General features: G+C 60.2%; 17 protein-coding genes and 1 pseudogene. 7 read left to right on the forward strand and 11 right to left on the reverse strand.

The window, feature by feature from the left end; genetic code table 11:
* Nucleotides 1-6 precede the first annotated feature (6 nt).
* The 3 genes from cdiI (at nt 7) to LE197_RS08075 (ending at nt 2,100) form a co-directional block, all read left to right on the forward strand.
* Nucleotides 7-375 carry a ribonuclease toxin immunity protein CdiI gene (cdiI, locus tag LE197_RS08065; RefSeq protein ID WP_058135072.1) on the forward strand — a complete coding sequence of 123 codons (369 nt, stop codon included), beginning with the start codon at nt 7-9 and terminating at the stop codon, nt 373-375.
* Between the two features lie 422 nt (nt 376-797).
* A complete protein-coding gene (locus LE197_RS08070) occupies nt 798-1,253 on the forward strand; it encodes a DUF6911 family protein (RefSeq protein WP_128529064.1) in 456 nt (151 codons plus the stop codon).
* A 295-nt stretch (nt 1,254-1,548) separates the two neighbouring features.
* The gene (locus tag LE197_RS08075) at nt 1,549-2,100 is read left to right on the forward strand and encodes a DUF6990 domain-containing protein (protein ID WP_058135073.1); all 552 of its coding nucleotides are present in this window, start codon (nt 1,549-1,551) and stop codon (nt 2,098-2,100) included.
* A gap of 225 nt (nt 2,101-2,325) precedes the next feature.
* Here LE197_RS08075 and LE197_RS08080 read toward each other — a convergent pair whose 3' ends face one another.
* From LE197_RS08080 to LE197_RS08125, 10 genes and pseudogenes are all read right to left on the reverse strand, one after another.
* Nucleotides 2,326-2,703, reverse strand: a complete 378-nt coding sequence (locus tag LE197_RS08080; protein ID WP_171885451.1) for a hypothetical protein — start codon at nt 2,701-2,703, stop codon at nt 2,326-2,328.
* A 760-nt stretch (nt 2,704-3,463) separates the two neighbouring features.
* Nucleotides 3,464-3,883, reverse strand: coding sequence for a hypothetical protein (locus LE197_RS08085; RefSeq protein WP_128529062.1), 420 nt, complete (start codon nt 3,881-3,883; stop codon nt 3,464-3,466).
* 373 nt (nt 3,884-4,256) lie between these two features.
* Nucleotides 4,257-4,394 (reverse strand): annotated as a pseudogene (locus tag LE197_RS37270) (RHS repeat-associated core domain-containing protein); the annotation flags it as partial.
* A 182-nt stretch (nt 4,395-4,576) separates the two neighbouring features.
* A complete protein-coding gene (locus LE197_RS08095) occupies nt 4,577-4,963 on the reverse strand; it encodes an ankyrin repeat domain-containing protein (RefSeq protein ID WP_071533930.1) in 387 nt (128 codons plus the stop codon).
* On the reverse strand, nt 4,947-7,721 hold the full coding sequence (locus tag LE197_RS08100) for an RHS repeat domain-containing protein (RefSeq protein WP_196752483.1): 2,775 nt from the start codon (nt 7,719-7,721) through the stop codon (nt 4,947-4,949). Before LE197_RS08100 ends, LE197_RS08095 begins: the two co-directional genes overlap by 17 nt.
* A 14-nt stretch (nt 7,722-7,735) precedes the next feature.
* Nucleotides 7,736-9,256 carry a DUF6531 domain-containing protein gene (locus LE197_RS08105; protein WP_226033974.1) on the reverse strand — a complete coding sequence of 507 codons (1,521 nt, stop codon included), beginning with the start codon at nt 9,254-9,256 and terminating at the stop codon, nt 7,736-7,738.
* 155 nt (nt 9,257-9,411) lie between these two features.
* Nucleotides 9,412-10,542: a DUF6531 domain-containing protein gene (locus LE197_RS08110; RefSeq protein WP_405045809.1), complete on the reverse strand. Its 1,131-nt coding sequence runs from the start codon at nt 10,540-10,542 to the stop codon at nt 9,412-9,414.
* A 515-nt stretch (nt 10,543-11,057) separates the two neighbouring features.
* Entirely contained in the window at nt 11,058-11,585 is a 528-nt protein-coding gene (locus tag LE197_RS08115) for a GNAT family N-acetyltransferase (protein WP_003089734.1), read from the reverse strand.
* Complete coding sequence (locus LE197_RS08120; protein WP_031692894.1) at nt 11,582-12,433, reverse strand: class I SAM-dependent methyltransferase; 852 nt, start codon at nt 12,431-12,433, stop codon at nt 11,582-11,584. Before LE197_RS08120 ends, LE197_RS08115 begins: the two co-directional genes overlap by 4 nt.
* 53 nt (nt 12,434-12,486) lie before the next feature.
* Nucleotides 12,487-12,708, reverse strand: coding sequence for a YgdI/YgdR family lipoprotein (locus tag LE197_RS08125; RefSeq protein ID WP_003089729.1), 222 nt, complete (start codon nt 12,706-12,708; stop codon nt 12,487-12,489).
* 156 nt (nt 12,709-12,864) lie between these two features.
* Here LE197_RS08125 and LE197_RS08130 point away from each other — a divergent pair, with 156 nt between their 5' ends.
* From LE197_RS08130 to LE197_RS08140, 3 genes are all read left to right on the forward strand, one after another.
* The gene (locus LE197_RS08130) at nt 12,865-14,445 is read left to right on the forward strand and encodes an alpha/beta hydrolase (protein ID WP_031692895.1); all 1,581 of its coding nucleotides are present in this window, start codon (nt 12,865-12,867) and stop codon (nt 14,443-14,445) included.
* Nucleotides 14,446-14,647: 202 nt separating this feature from the next.
* Nucleotides 14,648-15,565: a hypothetical protein gene (locus LE197_RS08135; protein WP_023108118.1), complete on the forward strand. Its 918-nt coding sequence runs from the start codon at nt 14,648-14,650 to the stop codon at nt 15,563-15,565.
* Nucleotides 15,566-15,646: 81 nt separating this feature from the next.
* The gene (locus LE197_RS08140; RefSeq protein ID WP_003105794.1) at nt 15,647-17,182 is read left to right on the forward strand and encodes a sigma-54-dependent transcriptional regulator; all 1,536 of its coding nucleotides are present in this window, start codon (nt 15,647-15,649) and stop codon (nt 17,180-17,182) included.
* Nucleotides 17,183-17,189: 7 nt separating this feature from the next.
* Here LE197_RS08140 and LE197_RS08145 read toward each other — a convergent pair whose 3' ends face one another.
* Nucleotides 17,190-18,932 (reverse strand): amidohydrolase, encoded by a 1,743-nt coding sequence (locus LE197_RS08145; RefSeq protein WP_031692896.1) that lies wholly within the window; start codon nt 18,930-18,932, stop codon nt 17,190-17,192.
* Between the two features lie 122 nt (nt 18,933-19,054).
* Here LE197_RS08145 and LE197_RS08150 point away from each other — a divergent pair, with 122 nt between their 5' ends.
* Nucleotides 19,055-19,978, forward strand: coding sequence for a LysR family transcriptional regulator (locus LE197_RS08150; RefSeq protein ID WP_003089722.1), 924 nt, complete (start codon nt 19,055-19,057; stop codon nt 19,976-19,978).
* Nucleotides 19,979-20,201 lie beyond the last annotated feature (223 nt).

The raw sequence follows: 20,201 nt of genomic DNA on the forward strand, positions 1-20,201 counted from the left end.
GGTTCTATGAATGAATTATTTGGTCAGCCATACAACGAGGCTGACCCGTGCTGGGTAGTTATGTGCTACATGGATATAATGTACTCGGATGGTAGGTTTATTAGAGCCATTGAGTGCATTGTAAATAGGTGGGGCTATAGCACGGATGGGGCGTACTGTAATTTTCCTGATGAAAACAGTCCGTTTGATGAGGAGCACTTTGAGGGGGTTGAGTTTTCTTATGGCTATCCCCCTAAGGATGAAGACACCATTGTTGTGAGCGAGGCTGTTTGTTCTAAGTTCATTCGGCTCGCTTGTGAAAAGTATCTTCAGCGCCATCCTGAAGATACTGAGAAAGTAAAAGAGCTTTTAGATAAACTCTCTTTCTGGCCGTAAAGGGGACAGATCTTGGAGCATAAAGGGGACCAGAGCATAAAGGGGACAGATTTATTTTCCCTACTCTAATTCTCTGAGCAGGGAGGCTCCAGTGCAGACGCCGTAAGGAGGCTCCGCGAAGCCTAGGCAGAGGCGAGTGGTTCTACTGAACTATCCGTTTCACGTGGTTCAGTGTGGGTAAGATCGGCAGTGGTATACAGTGGGAATGAGAAGTATAAATACTAGCCAAAACTAGAGTAGGAGGAATAAATCTGTCCCCTTTTTCCTTCTTTTTCCTTCGGAGAGCGAGTGTGTTCGTTCTGTCGATCTTCTAATAATATTTTAGCCGCAGCTGATCGTTCGGGATTGAATAGTTTGAAGCTTGTTGAAGCAGAAAGTGGCAAGATTTTTACTTGGACTCGCGGAATAGAAGGGTGGAAATAATGTTTGATTTTGAAGATGAGAGACCTATCTGTCTAGAGCTTTGCTATTTGGATAGGTCAAATTCTCCCCCTGCGGTAATTGTCAAAAGTCCTGTTTGGGAGAGTATTTCTGAAGGTATTAGAAAAGTATACAAATTTGGCGGGTTTGTCAGGCTCTCGGTAAATGAGCCCCAGAGTTCCCTAGTTAGAGAGCTCTCGATGGACTCTTTGCCAGGGAGGTTCAAATTGGCAGTTCTAACAAGTTCACCTAACCCTAAAGAAGAGTATCTTGAATGGTGGGAGTCTGGGGGCTCTCCTTTCAGAGGAGGTGTAAGATTTGGTGATGATGAATTCGACTCTAGAACTGTGTGTGCAGATATTTCAATAGCTGAAGCGGTCTTTAAAGAGCTTTATGAAACAGGTGGCCTGGATGTAGGTCTGGCTCAAATGCGTTCGCCCTGGAACCCCAGGCCATGACCACATACATAAAGGGGACAGATTTATTTTCCCTACTCTAATTTTCTGAGCAGGGAGGCTCCAGTGCAGACGCCGTAAGGAGGCTCCGCGAGGCCTAGGCAGAGGCGAGTGGTTTTACTGAACTATCCGCTTCACGTGGTTCAGTGTGGTAAGATCGGCAGTGGTATACAGTGGGAATGAAAAATATAAACACTAGTCAAAATTAGAGTAGGAAAAATAAATCTGTCCCCTTTTCTCAGCAAGGCTATCCCAATGGAATTCCGGTTGAGGTCATGAATTTTCCAGGTGCTAAGTAGTGAAAGAAATAGAGATATTGTCAGCTCTAGAAGGGCTTGGCTGGAGATGCGACAAAGATGAGGCTGGGGATTATTTTTGCCTAATGGACATTGGTGAAGTCCAGATTCAGATTATTCCGACTATAGGGAAGCGCTCTGATCATTTTAGGGTTTCATTAATGCCATCTGTTTCTACGAAGAATTTTACGGCGGCAGTTGCATTCGTTTTGGGTGAGGCCAGTAATTATGTGCCGATTATTGTGAGTAATGACGTGCCGGAGAAAATAGTCGATTTCTCACTGGATGATGTCGTTAGACTTTCTCAAAGTGCTATATCTTGGGCTTCTGCTCAAGATATAGAAAAAGGCTTGGCAGCTTATAGAGCTTTGCCAACAAATTCGAAGGGTGCTATGCCGTTGCGGCACTTGGCAGCTTTGGCGATAGCTGGAGATGTTAGCTGTCTTGCAAGTTATCAATTCAGCTTCGAGCAGGGTGACAGATTAGGGTTTGTTCCGTATATCACCCAAGACATGATAGAGCGCGCTCTCTTGATTGCGCGAAATGTGCGTTGACGCTAATTACCCAAAGCGAATAAAGGGGAAAGATTTATTTTCCCTACTCTAATTCTCTGAGCAGAGAGGCTCCAGTGCAGACACCGTGAGGAGGCTCCGCGATGCCCTAGGTAAGGGCGATTGGTTTAGCGAGTTATTCGCTTTGAGTGGTTTGGCGTGGGCGGTTGCTGAAATTATAGTAGTAAAAATAAATCTGTCCCCTTTTTTCCTCTCCCTTTTCTTCTGTTAGCTCTCTCTGGAGCATGGATAGCCATTGATTTCCAGAGATAGTTTCATTTCGTAAGCTTTTTTAATTAAGCCGTTAGAAAAACAGAAAGGAAATATGACGGTTTCCTCGATGTCATAGTAAATGGCAATTCTTAAAGCCAGAGCATCAAGCTCTTTTTCACTGCTCATAAAATTTAGATTTTCAAGGAAATCGTAAGTGTTCTTTTCAAACTCTGGCCAGCTTGAGAAGCTAAAGTCGTTTGAAGACACTGAAATATTTCCATTCTTTTGATTTTCTTTGTATGCATATTGTTTAGGTAGGCTTACATGAAATTTAGATGAACTGAAATTTTGGCTAGAGTTTGCGGTTATTTCTAAAGTGCACTCAAATGACATTGTCTTCTTTCCTGTGGATTTTAGCACATGGGTATTTTGGGCTTTGGGCAGCCAAACATTGTAGGGTTAATTTCGCACGCTTCCTCAACGCCAGGAGGGAGTATTAGAGGCGGTATTGAATCTAAAACTTCATTAATTGGGCTAAGGAATAAAGGGGACACGTGGGAAAGGGGACTACGTGGGAAAGGGGACAGATTTATTTTCCCTGCTCTAATGTTCTGAAAAGGAGGTTCTAGACGCCGTAGGGGGACTCCGCGATGCCTCGGTAAGGGCGATTGGTTTAGCGAGTTATTCGCTTTGAATGGTTTAGCGTGAGCGGTTGCTGAGATTATGGTAGTAAAAATAAATCTGTCCCCTTTCCCACGTGTCCCCTTTTTCCTCTCGTGAAGCGGGTAGTTCGGTAAACCACTCGCTCCTGCCTAAGCATCGTGAACCTACTTACGACGTCTGCGCTGGAGCCTCCATGTTCAGAAAATCAGAGTAGGGAAAATAACTCTGTGCCCTTTTCTCCAAAATCAGGCTCTTTTAGCCATGGCTCTCTCTCTCGATGGCATCAAGTGTTTTTGCTTTTATGTTGTCAAGAAAGTCACCATTCATGGTCAAATCAAGGAAGCTAATTACTTGGATTATCCTTGATAAAGTTGTCAGCTTTATACATGCCTAGGTCTCGATCCTGAGTCATAAAAAATAAAATAGGAAGATTTATTTTGCCAAGTTGGAACTGGAAAATAAATCTTCCCTTTTCCCTTTTGAAGCGTCCTTACTCTGGACCTCCATAGAAGTCGAATTTTAAACCTATTTTATCGGCAGCCAGTCTCTCAATGATTCTCAGGTCTAATGAGAAGGCAATGTTTTGATCGGAATAAACTCCTGCAATAAAACTGCATTTTCCACCTGAGTTGGCAAGGGTTTTCAGGTAGTCGGTATCTAATTTATCTATGGATTCTTCTATTTTTTTTTCTATGGGGGTTTCTTCGAATTTTAAAGGTGTCCTATGTAAAAGAAAAATAATGCTAGTGCAAGCGTAGGTTCCCTCTAAAATCTTTCCGGATTTTGTCTTTCTGCGCGCTCCTGAAGATTGAGAAATTCGTGTGGGAAAGCTGAGAGATGCTTCTATTTCAGAGGCGGGTATAGTGGGGTGTTGTATATGAAAGGTAAGCCGGTATGTAGAGCTATTCACAATAGATCCTCCCAGTGTCCTTGAGGTTGCCACTTTCCACCTTCATTTATTCCAACCTCTCCGTCTGGTGTTATTCCTGTCCAGGACTTTCCATTGCTCATCCCGCATGGGCTCCCGACTTTATTCCATGAAGTGTGTCTTTGTCCCAGCCATAGTCATTCTTGGCTTTATCGATATCTTTCGTTCCAGGTGGACAGTCTTTTGGTTTTTTTTCATTTTGGGCGGAGCTTTCATTTGCAGAACAGGTTTTAGTAAGCAAGCACCATAGACTGATTCCTGTTGCATTGATTGATCCTGATGTGGCTGACCCGCCGGTTACATCAGCACATGCTTGTGGTCCATATCTCAGGCAGTAAGCATCGACTGTCGTACCTGCCAATCCATTAGGATCAATAAGATTTACTGGATTCCCATACGCATAACTAAATGTGTTCAGTCCTCCTGCCAACCCAATCGGATCACTCTCCACATACCGCCCAGTCTCCGGATCATAGTCGCGGAAGTAGTTGTAGGAATAAAGGGGACAGATTTATTTTCCCTGCTCTAATGCTCTGAAAAGGAGGTTCTAGACGCCGTAGGGGGACTCCGCGATGCCTCGGTAAGGGCGTTAGCGAGTTATTCGCTTTGAATGGTTTAGCGTGAGCGGTTGCTGAGATTATGGTAGTAAAAATAAATCTGTCCCCTTTTCCCACGTTAACTGGCTCCTCGCTCAAATAAGTGAAGGATTTCACCCTCATCGAGCAGCTTGGCAAGTTCGGCAGGCGAGACTCCATCATCATTTAGTGATTCGGGGTCTGCACCCTGATTTAGAAGGTATTCGACAGCTGCGCTATGCCCCTGCTCGACTGCATCGTGCAGGGCTGTATATCCATGTTCTCCTTTGCAGTTGATGTCAGCTCCATGACCCAATATCAGCTGAATTTCATCAATGTCACCGCGCGTTGCGGCAATGTGGATTGGTCTATCCCCGAATAAACTAAGGCTGTTAACATCTGCGCACTCCAGCCCGCTGAACTCGGGAAGAGTCGAATACTCTGCGAGCAGTAGAGAAACTTTCTCTTGATTAGTTGCATTGCTCACCGCAAACCCTCCGCAGGAAGTCCTTCAGATTTTCAATGGCCTGCCTAGTGTTATTAATCTCTGTAACGTGGCCTGCATCATTATCGTTAAACCATTTCTTGCTGAAGTTCTCACGCAAGGCCAAACACTGCTGAAGCCTCTCTAAGTTAGCCTTAGCGTCTTTGCATTGGTCCCCTGTCGGCGGTATGGGAGTCTTGCAAATCCGGCTGTATTCCTTCCGCTCCCTAGCCTTTTCTGCCGCAGTTCCTGGGCTAGTGCCAGCTGATGCACTGCCACCCTCACTAGCCTCGTCGTGATAGGCATCCCAAGCAGCATTTGCTCCCCAGACGCCCAACCCAAGACCAATAAGCCCCCCAACCACTGCACCAGGAGGCCCACCGACAACAAAACCAGCTCCTGCGCCTGCAGTAGCTGTAGGACTCAGTCCGTTAGGGTCAACCAGCCCTACCGGATTGGACCCAACATAGGCGTAAGTATTCAGCCCGCCATCTAGACCAATCGGATCACTCTCCACATACCGCCCAGTCTCCGGATCATAGTCGCGGAAGTAGTTGTAGTGCAGCCCGCTCTCCGCATCGTAGTACTGCCCGGGGAAGCGCAGGTTGACCTGGGTGCTGCCCTGGCTCAGCGCTTCGCCGCGGCCGAAGGCGTCGGACTGCCACTGCCAGGCGATCTGGCCGCTGGCGTCGGTGGCCAGGCGCGGGGTGTCGAGGTGGTCGCCATGGAGGTAGAGCAGGGTCGGGTTGCCGACCTTGCCCTGGGCGTCGTAGTCGGCGTCGATGGTGGCCAGCGGCAGGCTGTCCAGCCACAGGTAGTACTGGGCTCGCAGTTTCCGGCCGCTGCCGTCGTGTTCGGCTTCGCCGAGCAACTGGCCGTCGGGACCGTAGAGGTAGGTGGTGACGCTCTCGGGGGTGAGCTTGACGATGCGCTGGCCGAGGGCGTTGTAGCGGTATTCGGCGACCTGCTGGCCGTCGAGGCTGACGCTTTGCAGGCGGCCCTGGGCGTCGTAGGCCAGTTTGCGTGCGGCGCGGTCCTGGGTGAGGTTGCCGGCGGCGTCGCTGGTCACCGCTTGCGCGCCGATGGCGGTCAACCGGTTGCTGCCGGGCGCGTACTGGTAGTCCTGGCTGCTGGTGGTGCCGCCTGAGGCGGGGTTGTCGCTGCGTTGGGTGCGGTTGCCGACCGCGTCGTAGGCATAGCTGCGCCCGCCCTGGACGCCGCGTTCCTCGGTCAGGCGGTCCAGCGGGTCGTACTGGTAGTCCAGGGTGCCCCAGAGGCTGTGGCGGTGCTGCTGGATATTGCCATTGGCATCGTGCTGGTAGTCGCTCTGCCAGGGGCCGACCTTCTGCCGCAGCAGTTGGTAGTCCTGGTCGTACTCGCGGCTGAGAGTGATGCCGTTGCCCCAGGTCAGGCGCAGCAGCGGGCCGAAGGGCAGGTAGGCGATCTGCCCGACCAGGGTGCTCGGCGCCTTGTCGCCCACTGCCAGGGTCACGCTGGCGACCTGGCCGCCGGCGTTGCGCGGGTAGCCGATGGCGAGGCCGGAGGGGTAGCCGATCTCCAGCAGTTGGTTGGCCGCGTCGTAGCGGTAGGTCACGCGGTCGAGCAGGGTCTGCTGGTCGAGGCGGATGCTGCGTACCTGCTCGACCAGGTTGCCGCGCTCGTCGTAGCGGTACACCAGGCTGTCGCGAGCGCCTTCGATGGCGCCCAGGCGGCCGATGCCCTGGTTGCCGTCGGCGGTGAGGTCGTAGCGGTACTGTACGTCGAGGCTCGGGTCGCTCGGCGAGTGGCGCTCGATCAGGCGATTGAGGGCGTCGTAGCGATACTCGGTGACCGCACCGCGAGCGTCGGTACGGCGGATGACGTTGCCGGCGGCGTCGTGCTCGAAGGTGGTGGTGCCGCTGTCCGGGCTGACCAGTCGGGTCAGGTTGCCGAAGCCGTCGTATTCGTAGCGGGTGGTGACGCCGCGCGGGTCCTTGACCTCGGTGAGGTTGTCCTGGGCGTCGTAGGCGAGTTGGGTCTTGCCGCCGAGGGGATCGCTCTGGCCGACCAGCCGGTCGAGGGCGTCGAAGGCCTGGCTGTGGGCGAACTGGCGCGGGTTGGTTTCGCCGACCGGATTGTCGTTGAGGTCGTAGGCGAAGCTGCGTGTCTGGCCGCCGGCGCCGACCGCGCGGAGCAGCCGGCCAAGCTCGTCGTAGGTCCATTGCTGCTGGCGCACCAGGCTGCCGCTGGCGTCCTTGATGCGCTGGGCGGTGCGATTGCCCTTGGTGTCGACGTCGTATTCGAGGCGTTCGCCGAGGTTGTTGCCGATCGCCACCAGGCGCCGTGCGTCGTCGTATTCGTAGCTCAGCCAACTGCCGTCGCCACGGGTGACGCGGGTGATCTGGCCGACCGCGTCGTAGTCGAAGCGGGTGGTGCTGCCGGCGGTGCTGACGGAGGCCAGCCAGCCGTCGACGCCGGTGTAGGCGAGGCTGCTGGTGACGCCGTTGGCATCGGTGATACTGCCGGGCTTGCCGCGCTCGTCATAGTCGCCGAGGCGGGTGACCTGGCCGAGGGCGTTGGTCACCTGGGCCAGGTTGCCGCGACTGTCGTAGGCATAGAGGGTGACGTCCTGCACATCGGTGCGCGGACCGTCGGCGCGCTCGATCAGGCCGAGGGCGTTGTAGCTGTAGCTCCAGGCGCGCTCGGCCGCCTGCGCGGGCAGGGCGAGGGCGCAGGCCAGGGCGAGGGCGCCGAGGCGGGGGAAGTATGGGGGGATGCGCATGGGTGTCGTCCTTGTCAGCGGGTGGTGACGGTCTCGCCGGTCTTGCGTCCCTCGGCGTCGTACTGGTAGCGGGTGATCCGGCCGGGCTCGCTGACCTGCACCGGGAGGAACAGGGTCGGGTGCCAGTCGGTTGTGATGGTGCGCGCCTGCGGGGTGCCGGCGGCCTCGGTGCGCGAGGTCTCCAGGCCACGGGCGTTGTACTGGTAGGTGGTCAGGTTGCCGTTGTTGTCGCGTTTGCTGGTGAGCAGACCCTGCTCATCGTAGGTGAAGGTGGAATTGCTGCTGGGGCAGTTGAGCGAGGGCTCGCCTTCGATGGCAACGATGCGCTTGATGCCCTGGATCACTTGGAAGCGGTAGGTGGCCTGCTTGCCGTATTCGTTGGTGACGGTGGTGGAGCCGTCATCGTTGTAGGCGAGGGAGACCTTTTCGGCGCCGTTGGCGTGTTCGCTGGAGATGGCGCGGCCTTGGTTGTCGTAGGCCCAGGTGGCGAAGCGGCGATTGTTGTTATCCTGGATGCCTGTAAGTAGTTTTATGTTCCTCGGGTCGTCATAGAGGTACTGTATTTTCGTGCTGTATTGCCCATCTGTTCGTGTTACCGAAGTGAGTCGCTGTTCCTTGTCGTATGTGTACTCAATGGATATACCCCCTGTCTGAGCGCGCAGGAGTTGATGGTTGGTTCCCTCCGAGAGAACGAGCTTGTTGCCATGCTCGTCGCTAATCGTAAGACTAGCGCCTCGCTCTACACGATACTTTCGACCCTCCTTGGTCGTGAGCCTGGCGAGTTTTCCATACGGGTCAAACTCTATAATTTCGTTGAGCTCCGAGGTATAGAAAAATCTTCCTGCTAGTCGACTAAGCTTTCCCAGATCCGTGAGGGAAGTTAGATCTCTCCCGGCCCCAGTGAACTCCGAGACCTTTCCGTCTTCGCGGTAAAGTAGGTAGCTATCATCCTTGCGTGTTATGCGCGCAGAGAACGAATGACGCCATAATCCGTCCAGGCCATTGTAGTGTCGGGCAAGCGGAATCGGGGTTATTAAGTCATGCTCGACCTGATATTTGTTGCCATTGGTGATGTTGACCGGGTTTCCTGCGCAACCCTCCGGCGGCGGAGCCCCCTTGTCGGGGCCATTTTTATCTGGAAGCTTACAGCCAGCGTCATCCATTTCGTAACCGGGGCGACAATCGCAGCTTCCTGTCTCATTATTAAGACTCGCCCCCGCTGGACAAGCGCTTCCCCTAAGTACTGCTGAAATTACTTCCCAATAAACACCGTTGCCGGTGTATTTGCAGTGTAGTACCTTGCCCTTTTCACTACCTTTGCCCGGCTCCATTTTCTTTTTCCAATTTATGGAGATTAGACTGTATACCCATTCACACGCTGACACCGGATCAGGAAAGCCCCTGCCTGCTTCACCATACGGAAATACCCACCACTGATAGAGTTCTGCATTAGCGCTTGGAGAAATTATAAATGCCGGGAAGAAAATGGTAAAAAAATAGACTCTTATAGATGATGTATATTTTTTAATTTTCATGCTTCCTTTTCCGCTCAATAGGGTCCGTAAACACGCAACCGGCAGGTCGCGGATTTGGTTTCTGCGCTCGGACCTTTTACTGGAATTTTTTCTGCCTTTGGCAGAATAAGGAAATGAGGGGTAAGACCTCATTTCAGATTCCTCCGTGTGAAGCTTCAATTTTCAATAACCGTTTCGCCAGTTTTCCGTCCCTCGGTGTCGTACTGGTAACGGGTGATCCGGCCGGGCTCGCTGACCTGCACCGGGAGGAACAGGGTCGGGTGCCAGTCGGTTGTGATGGTGCGTGCCTGCGCAGTGCCGGCGGCCTCGGTGCGCGAGGTCTCCAGGCCACGGGCGTTGTACTGGTAGGTGGTCAGGTTGCCGTTGTTGTCGCGTTTGCTGGTGAGCAGACCCTGGTCATCGTAGGTGAAGGTGGAATTGCTGCTGGGGCAGTTGGGAGAGGGTTCGCCTTCGATGGCAACGATGCGCTTGATGCCCTGGATCACTTGGAAGCGGTAGGTGGCCTGCTTGTCGTATTCGTTGGTGACGGTGGTGGAGCCGTCATCGTTGTAGGCGAGGGTGACCTTTTCGGCGCCGTTGGCGTGTTCGCTGGAGATGGCGCGGCCTTGGTCGTCGTAGGTCCAGGTGGCGTAACGCGTGCCTTGTTCGTCGATGATTCCAACCATTAACCCGGCATTGCCACTGTCAGCATAGAGATACTTCCGGGTGCGGTTGAGTCCTTGGGACGTGGTTTTCTTCGAAACCAGCCTGGCGCCCCCGTCATATAGATATTCCACTTTCAGGGAACCGTTGTAATCGACGAGGTAGGGTTGTTTCGTTGCGTTCCAGGAAACGGTTAGGGTGTTTCCGAACCCATCTTTAGCCTTGGTGGTGGAGAGGTTCGGATAGGTTATCGTGATGACCTGCCCCCTGACTTTCCTCTGGATAAGCCGGCCCTGGACATCGAAAAGTGAACTGGTTCCGTCCCTATAGTCATACCTCCAGCCTGCTTGGTCTTTTGAAAGTGTACCCGTCGTTGCGTCGGACGATATTGCGCCGTCAGTCAGCCTGAATAGTTCCTGGCGACCATCGGGTAGAGATAGGGATATATTTTCGCCTACTATTTTTAAGCCTTCCTGGAAGGTGTTCGTCCACATTCCGGTAATGCTGTTGTAGTATCTCTCGAACTGGAGAGGGGAGTGCGACGGATCTATATCGGTTTCACGTTGAAGTTTATTGCCGATACTGGCATTTATAGGGTTTCCCTGGAAAGATGAGGGGCCTTGGCATCCGTTCTCGTTGGGGATTCCCGCGTTCTTTCGATCGGAGACGTCAGTGGGGCACTCGTACCGGCCATTGAAAAGGTTGTATGGGCAGCCAGTTGGAGGAGCCTGAGTAACGTTTACAGCCGTGCCGGAGGCCCCCCACCAGTTAGGATTTCCGTAGGTAGCAGTGCCGGATGTAGCTGCTAGCGGAGACTTTCTGAATATGCTGATGCTGCAAAAAAATGAATTGTATCGGGCATCTATAAGTGTTTTTCTGCTGATGTACCCTAGAACTACGTGACCACCCTTCAGATTGCTATCTATATAGTACCTGTCGCTGGCCGCGCAAGCGGCTTCGAGCGAGGGTTGTCGCCTATCTGGATATGGCACGTGTCCAGGTTGTCCAGGGGCTGGTCCCGAAACTGAAAGCTCCCAGCCTTCCTCCGCATGCACTACGGCGATGAATGTATTTAACAGGAGAAAAGCGAGAGCTTTGTACATTTCCATTCCTTGAAGTCTATTTGCACTGCTGATTATCAACGAGACTCAGCATCAGGCTATAGATTGAACACCAGATGAACATCCTCCGGCTCCAACCGATACAACTCCTCATCCGGCTCCATGCACAGCCGGCATCCGAGTCTCGTATAAAAATCCACCGTGTTCTGCGACGGCGTAGCCGAAACGTAGAGCGCGCTGGCGCCGAGGTGGCGGGCCTGGGTGGCGGCGAGGTGGAAGAGGTGGGCGCCGAGGCCGCGGCGGCGGTAGGCGTGGCTGAGGTGGAGGAACTTCAGTTGCAGCCAGTCGCGCTCGGGGCCGAGGCGGCGTGGGTCGAGGACTACCGCGCCGATCAGGCGGCCCTGGTCGAACAGGCCGAGGAACCAGCCGCCGCGGTCGAAGCAGTCGAGCAGGATCGGCGTGTAATGCTCGGCCTCGCCCTCCGGCCAGCCGCGCATGTCGTAGAACTCGGGGCGCAGCACCAGTTGGCCGGCCTCGACGGAATACAGGTGTTCGATCACTTCGCTGCGGTCGATCTCCCAGACCAGGGGGATTTCGTCGCGGCGCAGCAGGCGTTCTTCGGTCATCGTGGTTTCCTTGCGCTGAGGCCGTACATCAGCGGCAGGCGCGGACGATCGGCGGGCGGCAGCATGCGTCCGCCGCCGCCGTCGCGCATGCCGTCGAAGCCGGCCCAGCCGTTGGCGTAGGGGTATTCCTCCAGCCGTTCGAGTTGCAGGCCGGCGCCGAGCAGGGCGCCGATCACATCGGCCAGGCCCCACTGGAACTCGTAGCTGGGATGAGGGTTGCTGAAGTTCTCGACGCCGGCGCGGTAGCCGGAGGGCGCCAGGCTGGCGCCGGACTCGGCGACATAGTCGCTGACGCCGCTCTCGGCGATCGGCTCGCGGCTGAAGTAGTCGTAGGCCGGTTGCCAGTGTGGGTCGAAGTACAGGGCGAAAGGGTGGAACTCCACCAGGACGAAGCGCCCGCCGGGAACCAGTACCTGGGCGATGCCGTCGGCCCAGCGCTTGAGGTCGGAGAGCCAGACCAGCGTGCCGTAGGAGGCGAAGACCCGCTCGAAGCGTTCGCCACGGGTGGCGGCGACGGGCAGCCAGCGGAGGATGTCGTCGCGCTGGAAGTCGGCGGCGATGCCGCTGTCGCAGGACAGCTGGCGGGCGAATTCGATGGCGCTGTCGGCGATGTCGACCCCGGTGACGTGGGCGCCAAGGCGCGCCAGGCTCAGGCTGTCCTGTCCGGCGTTGCATTGCAGATGCAGCAGGCGCAGGCCGTCGAGATGGCCGAGCAGTTGCAGTTCCTCGGGATAGAGCGTGGAACCGCCGTTGCGGAAGAAGGCGGCCTGGTCGGCCTTGTGGCTGTTGTGCGCCCGGGTGGCGGCGTTCCACGACAGCCGGTTGGCCTCGTGCAGGTCGGATCGCATGGTTCGACTCCTTCCCTGGAGTGTGCCACCGCGCGGATGGCGGGTCCGGGGGATTACATGTCCTTGATGCTGCGCACCTGGTCCTTGTTGACGCGGGTGCGCTTGCCGTCCAGTTGCTCCAGTTCGTAGAAGCCGGAACTACGATCATAGCGCGGGGTATCCACCGCCTGGATCTCGCGGCCATCGTTGAGGGTGACGATGGTCGGGGTGGAGCAGCCGGCCAGGACGGCGAATGCGGACGAAAGCAACAGGGCGGGCAGCAGACGGGAGGTCATCGGAATTTTCCTTCGGACGGTTTTCGAGGCGGCGGATTCTACTCCAGTCGCGGCGCAACCGCTCTAGCCTGGATCACAGCGGCAAATTTCCGCTGCGATCGTACGTCTCTTCCGGTGAGCCGCCCGGATGGCGGCGCCTATTCGAAGGGAGATTCCATGTCTGCCGTTTCCACCTCGTTGTTGCTTTTCCTCAACCTGCTGACCCCGGCCCACGCCGCCCAGCCCGTGCCGCTGGCCGATGGCCGCATCGAGATCGCTGCCGGCGAGAGCCGCCAGCGCTACCTCGACCTTGCCCCCGGCGAGTTGCAGTTGCTCGACCTGGAGGTCGACCGCGGCCGCGTCCGCCTGCGCGCCACCACGCTCGACGGCAAGACGTTGCGCGCGACGGAGCTGGCCGGACGCCAGTCGCTCGGCCTGCAGGCCGGCGAGCGCCAGGGCCTGCGCCTGACCTTCAGCGCCGACGAAGACACCGCACTGACCCTGATCCCCACCCAGCGCCTCACCCCGCAGACCCCGGCGCTTGATTCGCCGGCGCCGCAGAGCCCGACCCTGCAACGCCTGCAGGCGGAGCTTGCGGAAAAGCGCCCCGGCGCGCTGAAGGCGTTCTGGAAGCAGGTGGCGAAGCAGGGCACGCCGCTGGTGGAGCCGCTGGATGCCGAACGTGTGCTGGTCACCTTCCTCTGGCGCCAGCAGCGTCCCGGCGACGTGCGCCTGCTGTGGCCGACCCCGGAGGTCAACACCCGCCGCTTCGAGGCCCTGGCCGGCAGCGACGTGCGCTACCTGAGCCTGCCGCTGCGCCGCGACGCGCGGGTTTCCTACCAGCTCAGCGCCGACCTGCCGGACCTGCAACAGGCCGATCGCGGCACCTTGCGCCTGGCGTTGCAGGCGGCGGCGCGGCCGGACCCGCTGAGCCGTACGCCGTGGCTCAACAGCCGCGCGCTGCCGCGGGCCGAGCAGGCCTCGCTGGTGCAGCTCGGCGGCGCCCCTGCCGAGACCTGGGACCAGCCGCGCAAGGACGTGCCGCGCGGCAAGGTGGAGCGCCTCGGCTATAGCAGCCAGGCCCTGGCCAACCAGCGCCAGCTGACGCTCTACACGCCGCCGGGCTACGACCCCGAGGGCCAGCGCTATCCGCTGCTGGTGCTGTTCGACGAGGACCACTACGCGCGCGACGTACCGACCCCGACCATCCTCGACAACCTGATCGCTGCCGGGCGCATCCGCCCGACCCTGGCGGTGATTGTCGGCAATGTCGACGCCAGCAGCCGGGGCCGCGAGCTACCCTGCAACGAGGCCTTCGCCGACATGCTCGCCCACGAGCTGCTGCCCTGGTTGCAGCAGCGCTATGCATTGAGCGAGGAGCCTGCCGATCGCGTGCTTTCCGGTTCCAGCTACGGCGGGCTGGCCTCGGGCTGCATCGCCTACCGTTATCCGGAACGCTTCGGCAAGGTGCTGAGCCTGTCCGGCTCGTTCTGGTGGGGGCCGGACGAGCAGCAGCCGCAGTGGCTGGTACGGCAGTTCGCCGCTGGCGAGCGTTTGCCGCTGACGTTCTTCCTCAGTTCCGGCCTGCTCGAGGAGCCCGAGGCGGACGGCATTCTCGGCAGCAACCGCAGCCTGCGCGCGGCGCTGCAAGGCAAGGGCTACCCGCTGCACTACCGCGAGTTCCCCGGCGGTCACGACTACGCGGCGTGGAGCCTGGAGCTTGCCGAAGGGTTGCAGGCCTTGTTGCCGGCGCATTGAGCCGGCTGGCTGGCGTGGGGCGGATAGCCGCTTGCGGTTATCCGCCGTGCCGCGGCCTGGAGATGGGGGAAGGCTGTCCGGAGCGTATTCGCAATGCCCACCGCGTTGCGGAATCGGAAAAAATCGTCCAGGGCCATTTGCCAGCGTCGGCGGATAGGGGACAATCGGCGTTCGCCTCAATCGAACGACAAGGATGTTCTCGATGCGCCGACTCTTGCGCCCGGTATTCTGCGCCGCGCTCTTCTGCCTGTACCCAGCGCTGGTCCAGGCTGCCGCCGAAAGCGAAATCCTCGGCCTGTTCCAGCGCTGGCAGGCCGCCCACGGGCAGCGCAGCGGCAAGGCCCTGGAAGGGGTCTATGCGCCGCGCCTGGACTACTATGGCCGCGCGCAGACGCGCGAGCGCACCCTCTCCGCCAAGCAGGCCTTCTTCGCCCGCCATCCCGACTTCGAGCAGCGCATCGTCGCTGCGCCGCAGATCGTGCCGGGCGACCAGGAAGGCCGCTACGAGGTGCGCTTCGTCAAGCAGGTACGCCTCGACGGACGCCTGCGCAACTATCCGGGGCTGCTCCTGGCCGAGCGCGCCGGGCCGGGCGATACCTGGCGCTTCGTCGGCGAGAGCGACGAGATCACCCGCTACGCGGTCGACCCGCGGTACACCCCGCTGGCTCGCGGCCGCTTCGCCGGTACCGAGGCGGATTTCGCCTGGGTAGTGGCCCACGCGCCGAACAGCGCCGCCTTGTGCGACGAATACGAGGATTGCCGCTGCGACCTCTGGAGCGCCGACGCGCGCGTCCCGCCCAAGCCGCTGGGCAGTTGCACCGGCGCGGTGCTCAGCGTCCTCGGCGGCCTCGACGACAGCGGCCGCGAGCGCCTGCAACTGCTGCGCACCTGGTGGACCAGCACCTGGACCAAGTCGTCGCTGCTGGAAATCCGCGACGGCCAGTGGGTGCGGGTGCTGCCGGACATCTCCACCACCTGGGACGATGCCGAGGCCGAGCTGGTGCTGTACAAGGCCGACCCGCAGCAGCCGGGCCGAGTGCTGGTGACCGAAACCGTGATGGACGACGAGGGCGACTGGAGCCACCGCACCCGCAGCGAGACGCTGCGCCCCGTACCCTGACGCCGGCCCCTTGGGCTGGGCGGCGCCAGGCCGTACAATCGACGGCTTTATGGCGAGCGTCGCCGCAGTCCAGGTTCCCGCATGCGCATCCACGTCTCCTTCATCGACCGTGTCGGCATCACCCAGGAGGTGCTGGCGCTGCTGGGCGGGCGCAACCTGAACCTGGATGCGGTGGAAATGGTGCCGCCGAACGTCTACATCGACGCGCCGACCCTCAGTCCCGAAGTGCTGGAGGAACTGCGCGCAGCGCTGCTGGGCATCCGTGGCGTGCAGGCGATGACCGTGGTCGACATCCTTCCCGGCCAGCGCCGCCGCTTGCAGCTCGATGCGTTGCTGGCGGCGATGGCCGATCCGGTGCTGGCGGTGGACGGCAAGGGCCTGGTGCTGCTGGCCAACCCGGCCTTCAGCGAGCGCTGCGGACGCGACCCGGCCGGCGAGCGGCTGGCCAGCCTGTTCGACGATGAAACCCTGGAGGATGCGTTGGTCGAGCAGGGCTTCCGCCTGCCGCTGCGCGAAGTGACCTTCATGGGCCAGGCCCTGCTGCTCGATGCCACGCCGATCACCGAAGGGCCGGGCGAGGGCGAGCGGCACCTGGCCGGCGGCCTGCTGACCCTCTACGAACCGAACCGCATCGGCGAGCGCCTGGCGGCCTTGCACCATGACCATGCCGAGGGGTTCGAGATGCTCCTCGGCGATTCCCAGCCGATCCGCACCCTGAAGACCCGCGCGCAGCGCGTGGCGGCGCTCGACGCGCCGCTGCTGATCCACGGCGAGACCGGTACCGGCAAGGAACTGGTGGCGCGCGGCTGTCACGCCCTGAGTGCGCGGCACAACTCGCCGTTCCTGGCGCTGAACTGCGCGGCGTTGCCGGAGAACCTGGCCGAAAGCGAGCTGTTCGGCTACGCCCCCGGCGCCTTCACCGGCGCCCAGCGCGGCGGCAAGCCGGGCCTGCTGGAACTGGCCCACCAGGGCACGGTGTTCCTCGACGAGATCGGCGAGATGTCCCCCTATCTGCAAGCCAAGCTGCTGCGCTTCCTCAGCGACGGCAGCTTCCGCCGGGTCGGCGGCGACCGCGAGGTGAGGGTCGACGTGCGGATTCTCAGCGCCACCCACCGCAACCTGGAGAAGATGGTCGCCGAGGGCAGCTTCCGCGAGGACCTGTTCTACCGCCTCAACGTGCTCAGCCTGGAAGTCCCGCCGTTGCGCGAGCGCGGCCACGACATCCTGCTGCTGGCGCGGCACTTCATGCAGCAGGCCTGTGCGCAGATCCAGCGCCCGGTGTGCCGGCTGGCGCCGGGCACCTACCCGGCGCTGCTGAGCAACCGCTGGCCGGGCAACGTGCGCCAGTTGCAGAACGTGATCTTCCGCGCCGCTGCGATCTGCGAGAGCAGCCTGGTGGATATCGGCGACCTGGAGATCGCCGGCACCGCCGTGGCGCGGCAGAACGACGGCGAGGTGGGCAGCCTGGAGGAGGCGGTGGAGGGCTTCGAGAAAGCCCTGCTGGAGAAGCTCTACGTCAGCTATCCATCGACCCGCCAGTTGGCGGCGCGCCTGCAGACCTCGCACACCGCCATCGCCCACCGCCTGCGCAAGTACGGCATCGGTCCGCGCGCCTGAAGCGGGCTCAGCCCTCGCTGGAATACACCGGCTTGCCGGCGAACCAGGTCTTCAGCACCTTGGTTTCGCCCAGTTGCGTCTCCGGCACCTCGAACACGTCGCGGTCGAGGACGATGAAGTCCGCCTGCTTGCCCGGCTCCAGGCTGCCGATCCGGCGCTCCAGGCCGATGGTCCGCGCAGCGTTGCGGGTGTAGGCGTAGAACATGGTCTGGCGGTCCAGGCGTTCGCCGGCGTTGAGCACGCCCTGCGGGCCCTTGCGGGTCACCGCCTGCTGGATGGCCTTCCACGGCGACAGGCTGGACACCGGCCAGTCGCTGGCCCCGGCGATGGTCGCGCCCTTGCTCAGCAGGGAGTACGCCGGGTACTGGTAGCGGTAGGCGAAGGCGCTGATATAGGGCTTCATCAGGTCCACCGTGGTTTCGTCGGCGGCGGCCCAGTACAGCTGCATCGAGGCGATCACGCCGAGCGGCCTGAAGCGCTCGAATTCCTTGGGATTGACCAGTTGCAGGTGGGTGATCGAATGGGCGATGCCGCTGTCCCGGTCGCGCCGCGCCTGCTGCATGCCGTTCAGCGCCTCGCGCACCGCGCGGTCGCCGATGGCGTGGACGTGGACCAGCCAGCCGCGGGCGTCGGCGGCGCTGACCAGTTCGCCGAAGTGCGCCGGGTCGATCAGCAGTTCGCCCTTCTTCCTGCTGTTGCGGTAGGGCTCGAGGAGCGCGGCGGTCTGCGCCGGGTATTCCGGTACGCCGTCAGCGAACACCTTGATTCCCGGCAGGGTCAGGTTGGGGCTGCCGAGGAAGCGCTGGCGCACCTTGTCCAGCACCTCGAGGTCAGCCGGCCGGCTGCGTGGATTGGCGACCAGGAGGGCGGCGACGTGGGCGCTGAGTTCGCCGCCCTTGGCCAGCCGCTGGTAGACCGGTAGCACGCCGACGGTGTTCTCGTCGGGCCTGAGGCTGAACAGGGCGTCGCCCGGCGAGCCATTGGCGGCCGGGTCCATCCATGCGGTCAGGCCCAGCGAGTTGCTGTAGCGCACCGCGCTGCGTCCGGCTTCTAGCATCTGTTCCGCGCTCGGCGCCGGCAGCACCGCGAGCACCGCGTCGAGACCGGCATCGGCGAGGAAGCCGTTGGGGGTGGCGTCGGCATCGTGGCCGATGGTGTTGCGCTGTTCCTCGGGCAGGGCGCGGACCCGCGCGGCGTCGATGCCGGCGCGTTTCAGCATGGCGGCGTTGGCCCAGCCGGTGTGGTGGTCGCTGCCGATGAAGGCCAGCGGCTGGTCGGCCCATTCGCCGTGGTCGAAGCGCGCGCGGAAGTCCTTGACCTGGCTCCAGTAGGCGCTATGCATGCCGCTGACATTGAGCATGTCGCCATGTCGCGCCTTGCCGTTGTCGCGCCAGGCGCGCAGGCGCCGTTCCAGTTCGTCGAGGCCGACCTGTTCGTTGCCCATGTCCGCGCCGGCCAGCTCCAGGCCGCCGAACACCGCGTGCGAATGGGTGTCGATCAGGCCGGGCATCAGGCGCTTGCCGCCGAGATCGACGACCTGGCTGTCGCCATCGGCCAGGGCGCGCAGCCCGGCCTCGTCGCCGACCGCGAGGATCCGCCCGTCCTCCACCGCCAGGGCCTCGGCGAAGGGTTGCTGCGGATTGGCGGTGAAGATCCTGGCGTTGACCACCAGCAGGTCGGCGGCGCCGAGGGCGTGCAGGGGGATGGCCAGGCAGGCGCCGGCGAGGAGGGTGGGAATCCGTTGCTTCATGGTGGTTTCCTTTGCTTCTTGGTCTTGTGTAGCGTGGCCCGGGCAAGGCGAGACTAGCCAAAGCGCCGGCCCGGCAGAACCGGGCGCGGCGCACAACACTTGTGCCGGAACGGAAGGAGTCGATGGACAAATTGAATGCCCTGGCGATGTTCGTCGCCACTGCCGAAACCGGTAGCTTCAGCCGTGGCGCCGAGCGCCTGGGCAAGACGCCCTCGGCGCTGACCAAGGCCGTCGCCCACCTGGAAGCGGAACTCGGTGCCCGCCTGTTCGAGCGCACCACCCGCAGCCTGGCGCTGACCGAGGCCGGGCAGATCTACCTGGAGGCGGCCCGCCAGTCCCTGGAAACGCTGCGCACGGCGGGGCAGGAGATCGAACTGCTGGAGTCGGAGTTGCGCGGCGAACTGCGCCTCGCCGCGCCGCCGTCGTTCGCCGCGGCGTTCCTCCAGCAGGCCTGCGCCAGCTTCCTCGAGGCGCATCCGCGGATCAGCCTGCGGGTGGACCTCGACGAAACCTTCCTCGATCTCAGTGAAGGCGGCTACGACCTCGGCCTGCGCGACGGCCCCATCGACCTGCCGGGGCTGGTGGCGCGGCCGCTGGCGCCGAACCAGATCGTGCTTTGCGCCAGTCCCGCCTACCTGGCGCGGCAACCCGCGCCGCAAGGCCCGGAGGACTTCGAGCGGCACGCCTGGCTGGTCTTCCAGCACCCTTCGCTGAACCAGAACTTCTGGTGGATGGAACGCGACGGCGCCCGCCAGCGTATCGACCAGCCGCGCCCGCGACTGGCCAGCGACAACTACGACTTCCTGCTCGCCCACCTGCTGGCCGGGCTGGGCCTGCAGTTCTGTCCGCAGTGGAGTGTCGCGCCGCTGCTCGGCGAAGGGCGGTTGGTGCGCCTGCTCGGCGACTACCACTTCGACCCGGGGCCGTTCGGGCCCTCCATCCATGTCCTCTATCCGGGGCACCGGCGCAACACGCGGAAGGTCCGCGCGTTCCTCGAGCACCTGCGCGCCAGCTTGCAGCGACAGGGGCTGTGCCATCGGCTGTAACGCTTCGGTTACGAGTGGAACGAATTCGTTCCGATTGCCGGAAAAACCTTTGCTATCAGGCGTTTGCGCTCTGGTTCGGGAAATGTCCGGCGGGTCTGTAACGAAAGCGTTCCATGGCGGCCCTGTCCGGGTTTCCCCCGCGCCCGGCCACGCCCCGTGGCGACAGGGCCGGGGCCGCTTGGCACCTTGCTTGCTACGGGCAGCCGCAGAACAAAGTCCCGTC

The sequence above is a fragment of the Pseudomonas sp. PS1(2021) genome (assembly GCF_020405165.1).
Classification (GTDB): Bacteria; Pseudomonadota; Gammaproteobacteria; order Pseudomonadales; family Pseudomonadaceae; genus Pseudomonas; species Pseudomonas aeruginosa.

Coding starts and splice junctions, on each gene's coding strand:
- LE197_RS08070 (WP_128529064.1), top strand. CDS start 798: ATGTTTGATTTTGAAGATGAGAGACCTATCTGTCTAGAGCTTTGCTAT.
- LE197_RS08120 (WP_031692894.1), bottom strand. CDS start 12,433: ATGCGATCCGACCTGCACGAGGCCAACCGGCTGTCGTGGAACGCCGCC.
- LE197_RS08145 (WP_031692896.1), bottom strand. CDS start 18,932: ATGAAGCAACGGATTCCCACCCTCCTCGCCGGCGCCTGCCTGGCCATC.
- LE197_RS08100 (WP_196752483.1), bottom strand. CDS start 7,721: ATGCGCATCCCCCCATACTTCCCCCGCCTCGGCGCCCTCGCCCTGGCC.
- LE197_RS08130 (WP_031692895.1), top strand. CDS start 12,865: ATGTCTGCCGTTTCCACCTCGTTGTTGCTTTTCCTCAACCTGCTGACC.
- LE197_RS08080 (WP_171885451.1), bottom strand. CDS start 2,703: ATGTCATTTGAGTGCACTTTAGAAATAACCGCAAACTCTAGCCAAAAT.
- LE197_RS08115 (WP_003089734.1), bottom strand. CDS start 11,585: ATGACCGAAGAACGCCTGCTGCGCCGCGACGAAATCCCCCTGGTCTGG.
- LE197_RS08105 (WP_226033974.1), bottom strand. CDS start 9,256: ATGAAAATTAAAAAATATACATCATCTATAAGAGTCTATTTTTTTACC.
- LE197_RS08135 (WP_023108118.1), top strand. CDS start 14,648: ATGCGCCGACTCTTGCGCCCGGTATTCTGCGCCGCGCTCTTCTGCCTG.
- LE197_RS08125 (WP_003089729.1), bottom strand. CDS start 12,708: ATGACCTCCCGTCTGCTGCCCGCCCTGTTGCTTTCGTCCGCATTCGCC.
- LE197_RS08150 (WP_003089722.1), top strand. CDS start 19,055: ATGGACAAATTGAATGCCCTGGCGATGTTCGTCGCCACTGCCGAAACC.
- LE197_RS08140 (WP_003105794.1), top strand. CDS start 15,647: ATGCGCATCCACGTCTCCTTCATCGACCGTGTCGGCATCACCCAGGAG.
- cdiI (WP_058135072.1), top strand. CDS start 7: ATGAATGAATTATTTGGTCAGCCATACAACGAGGCTGACCCGTGCTGG.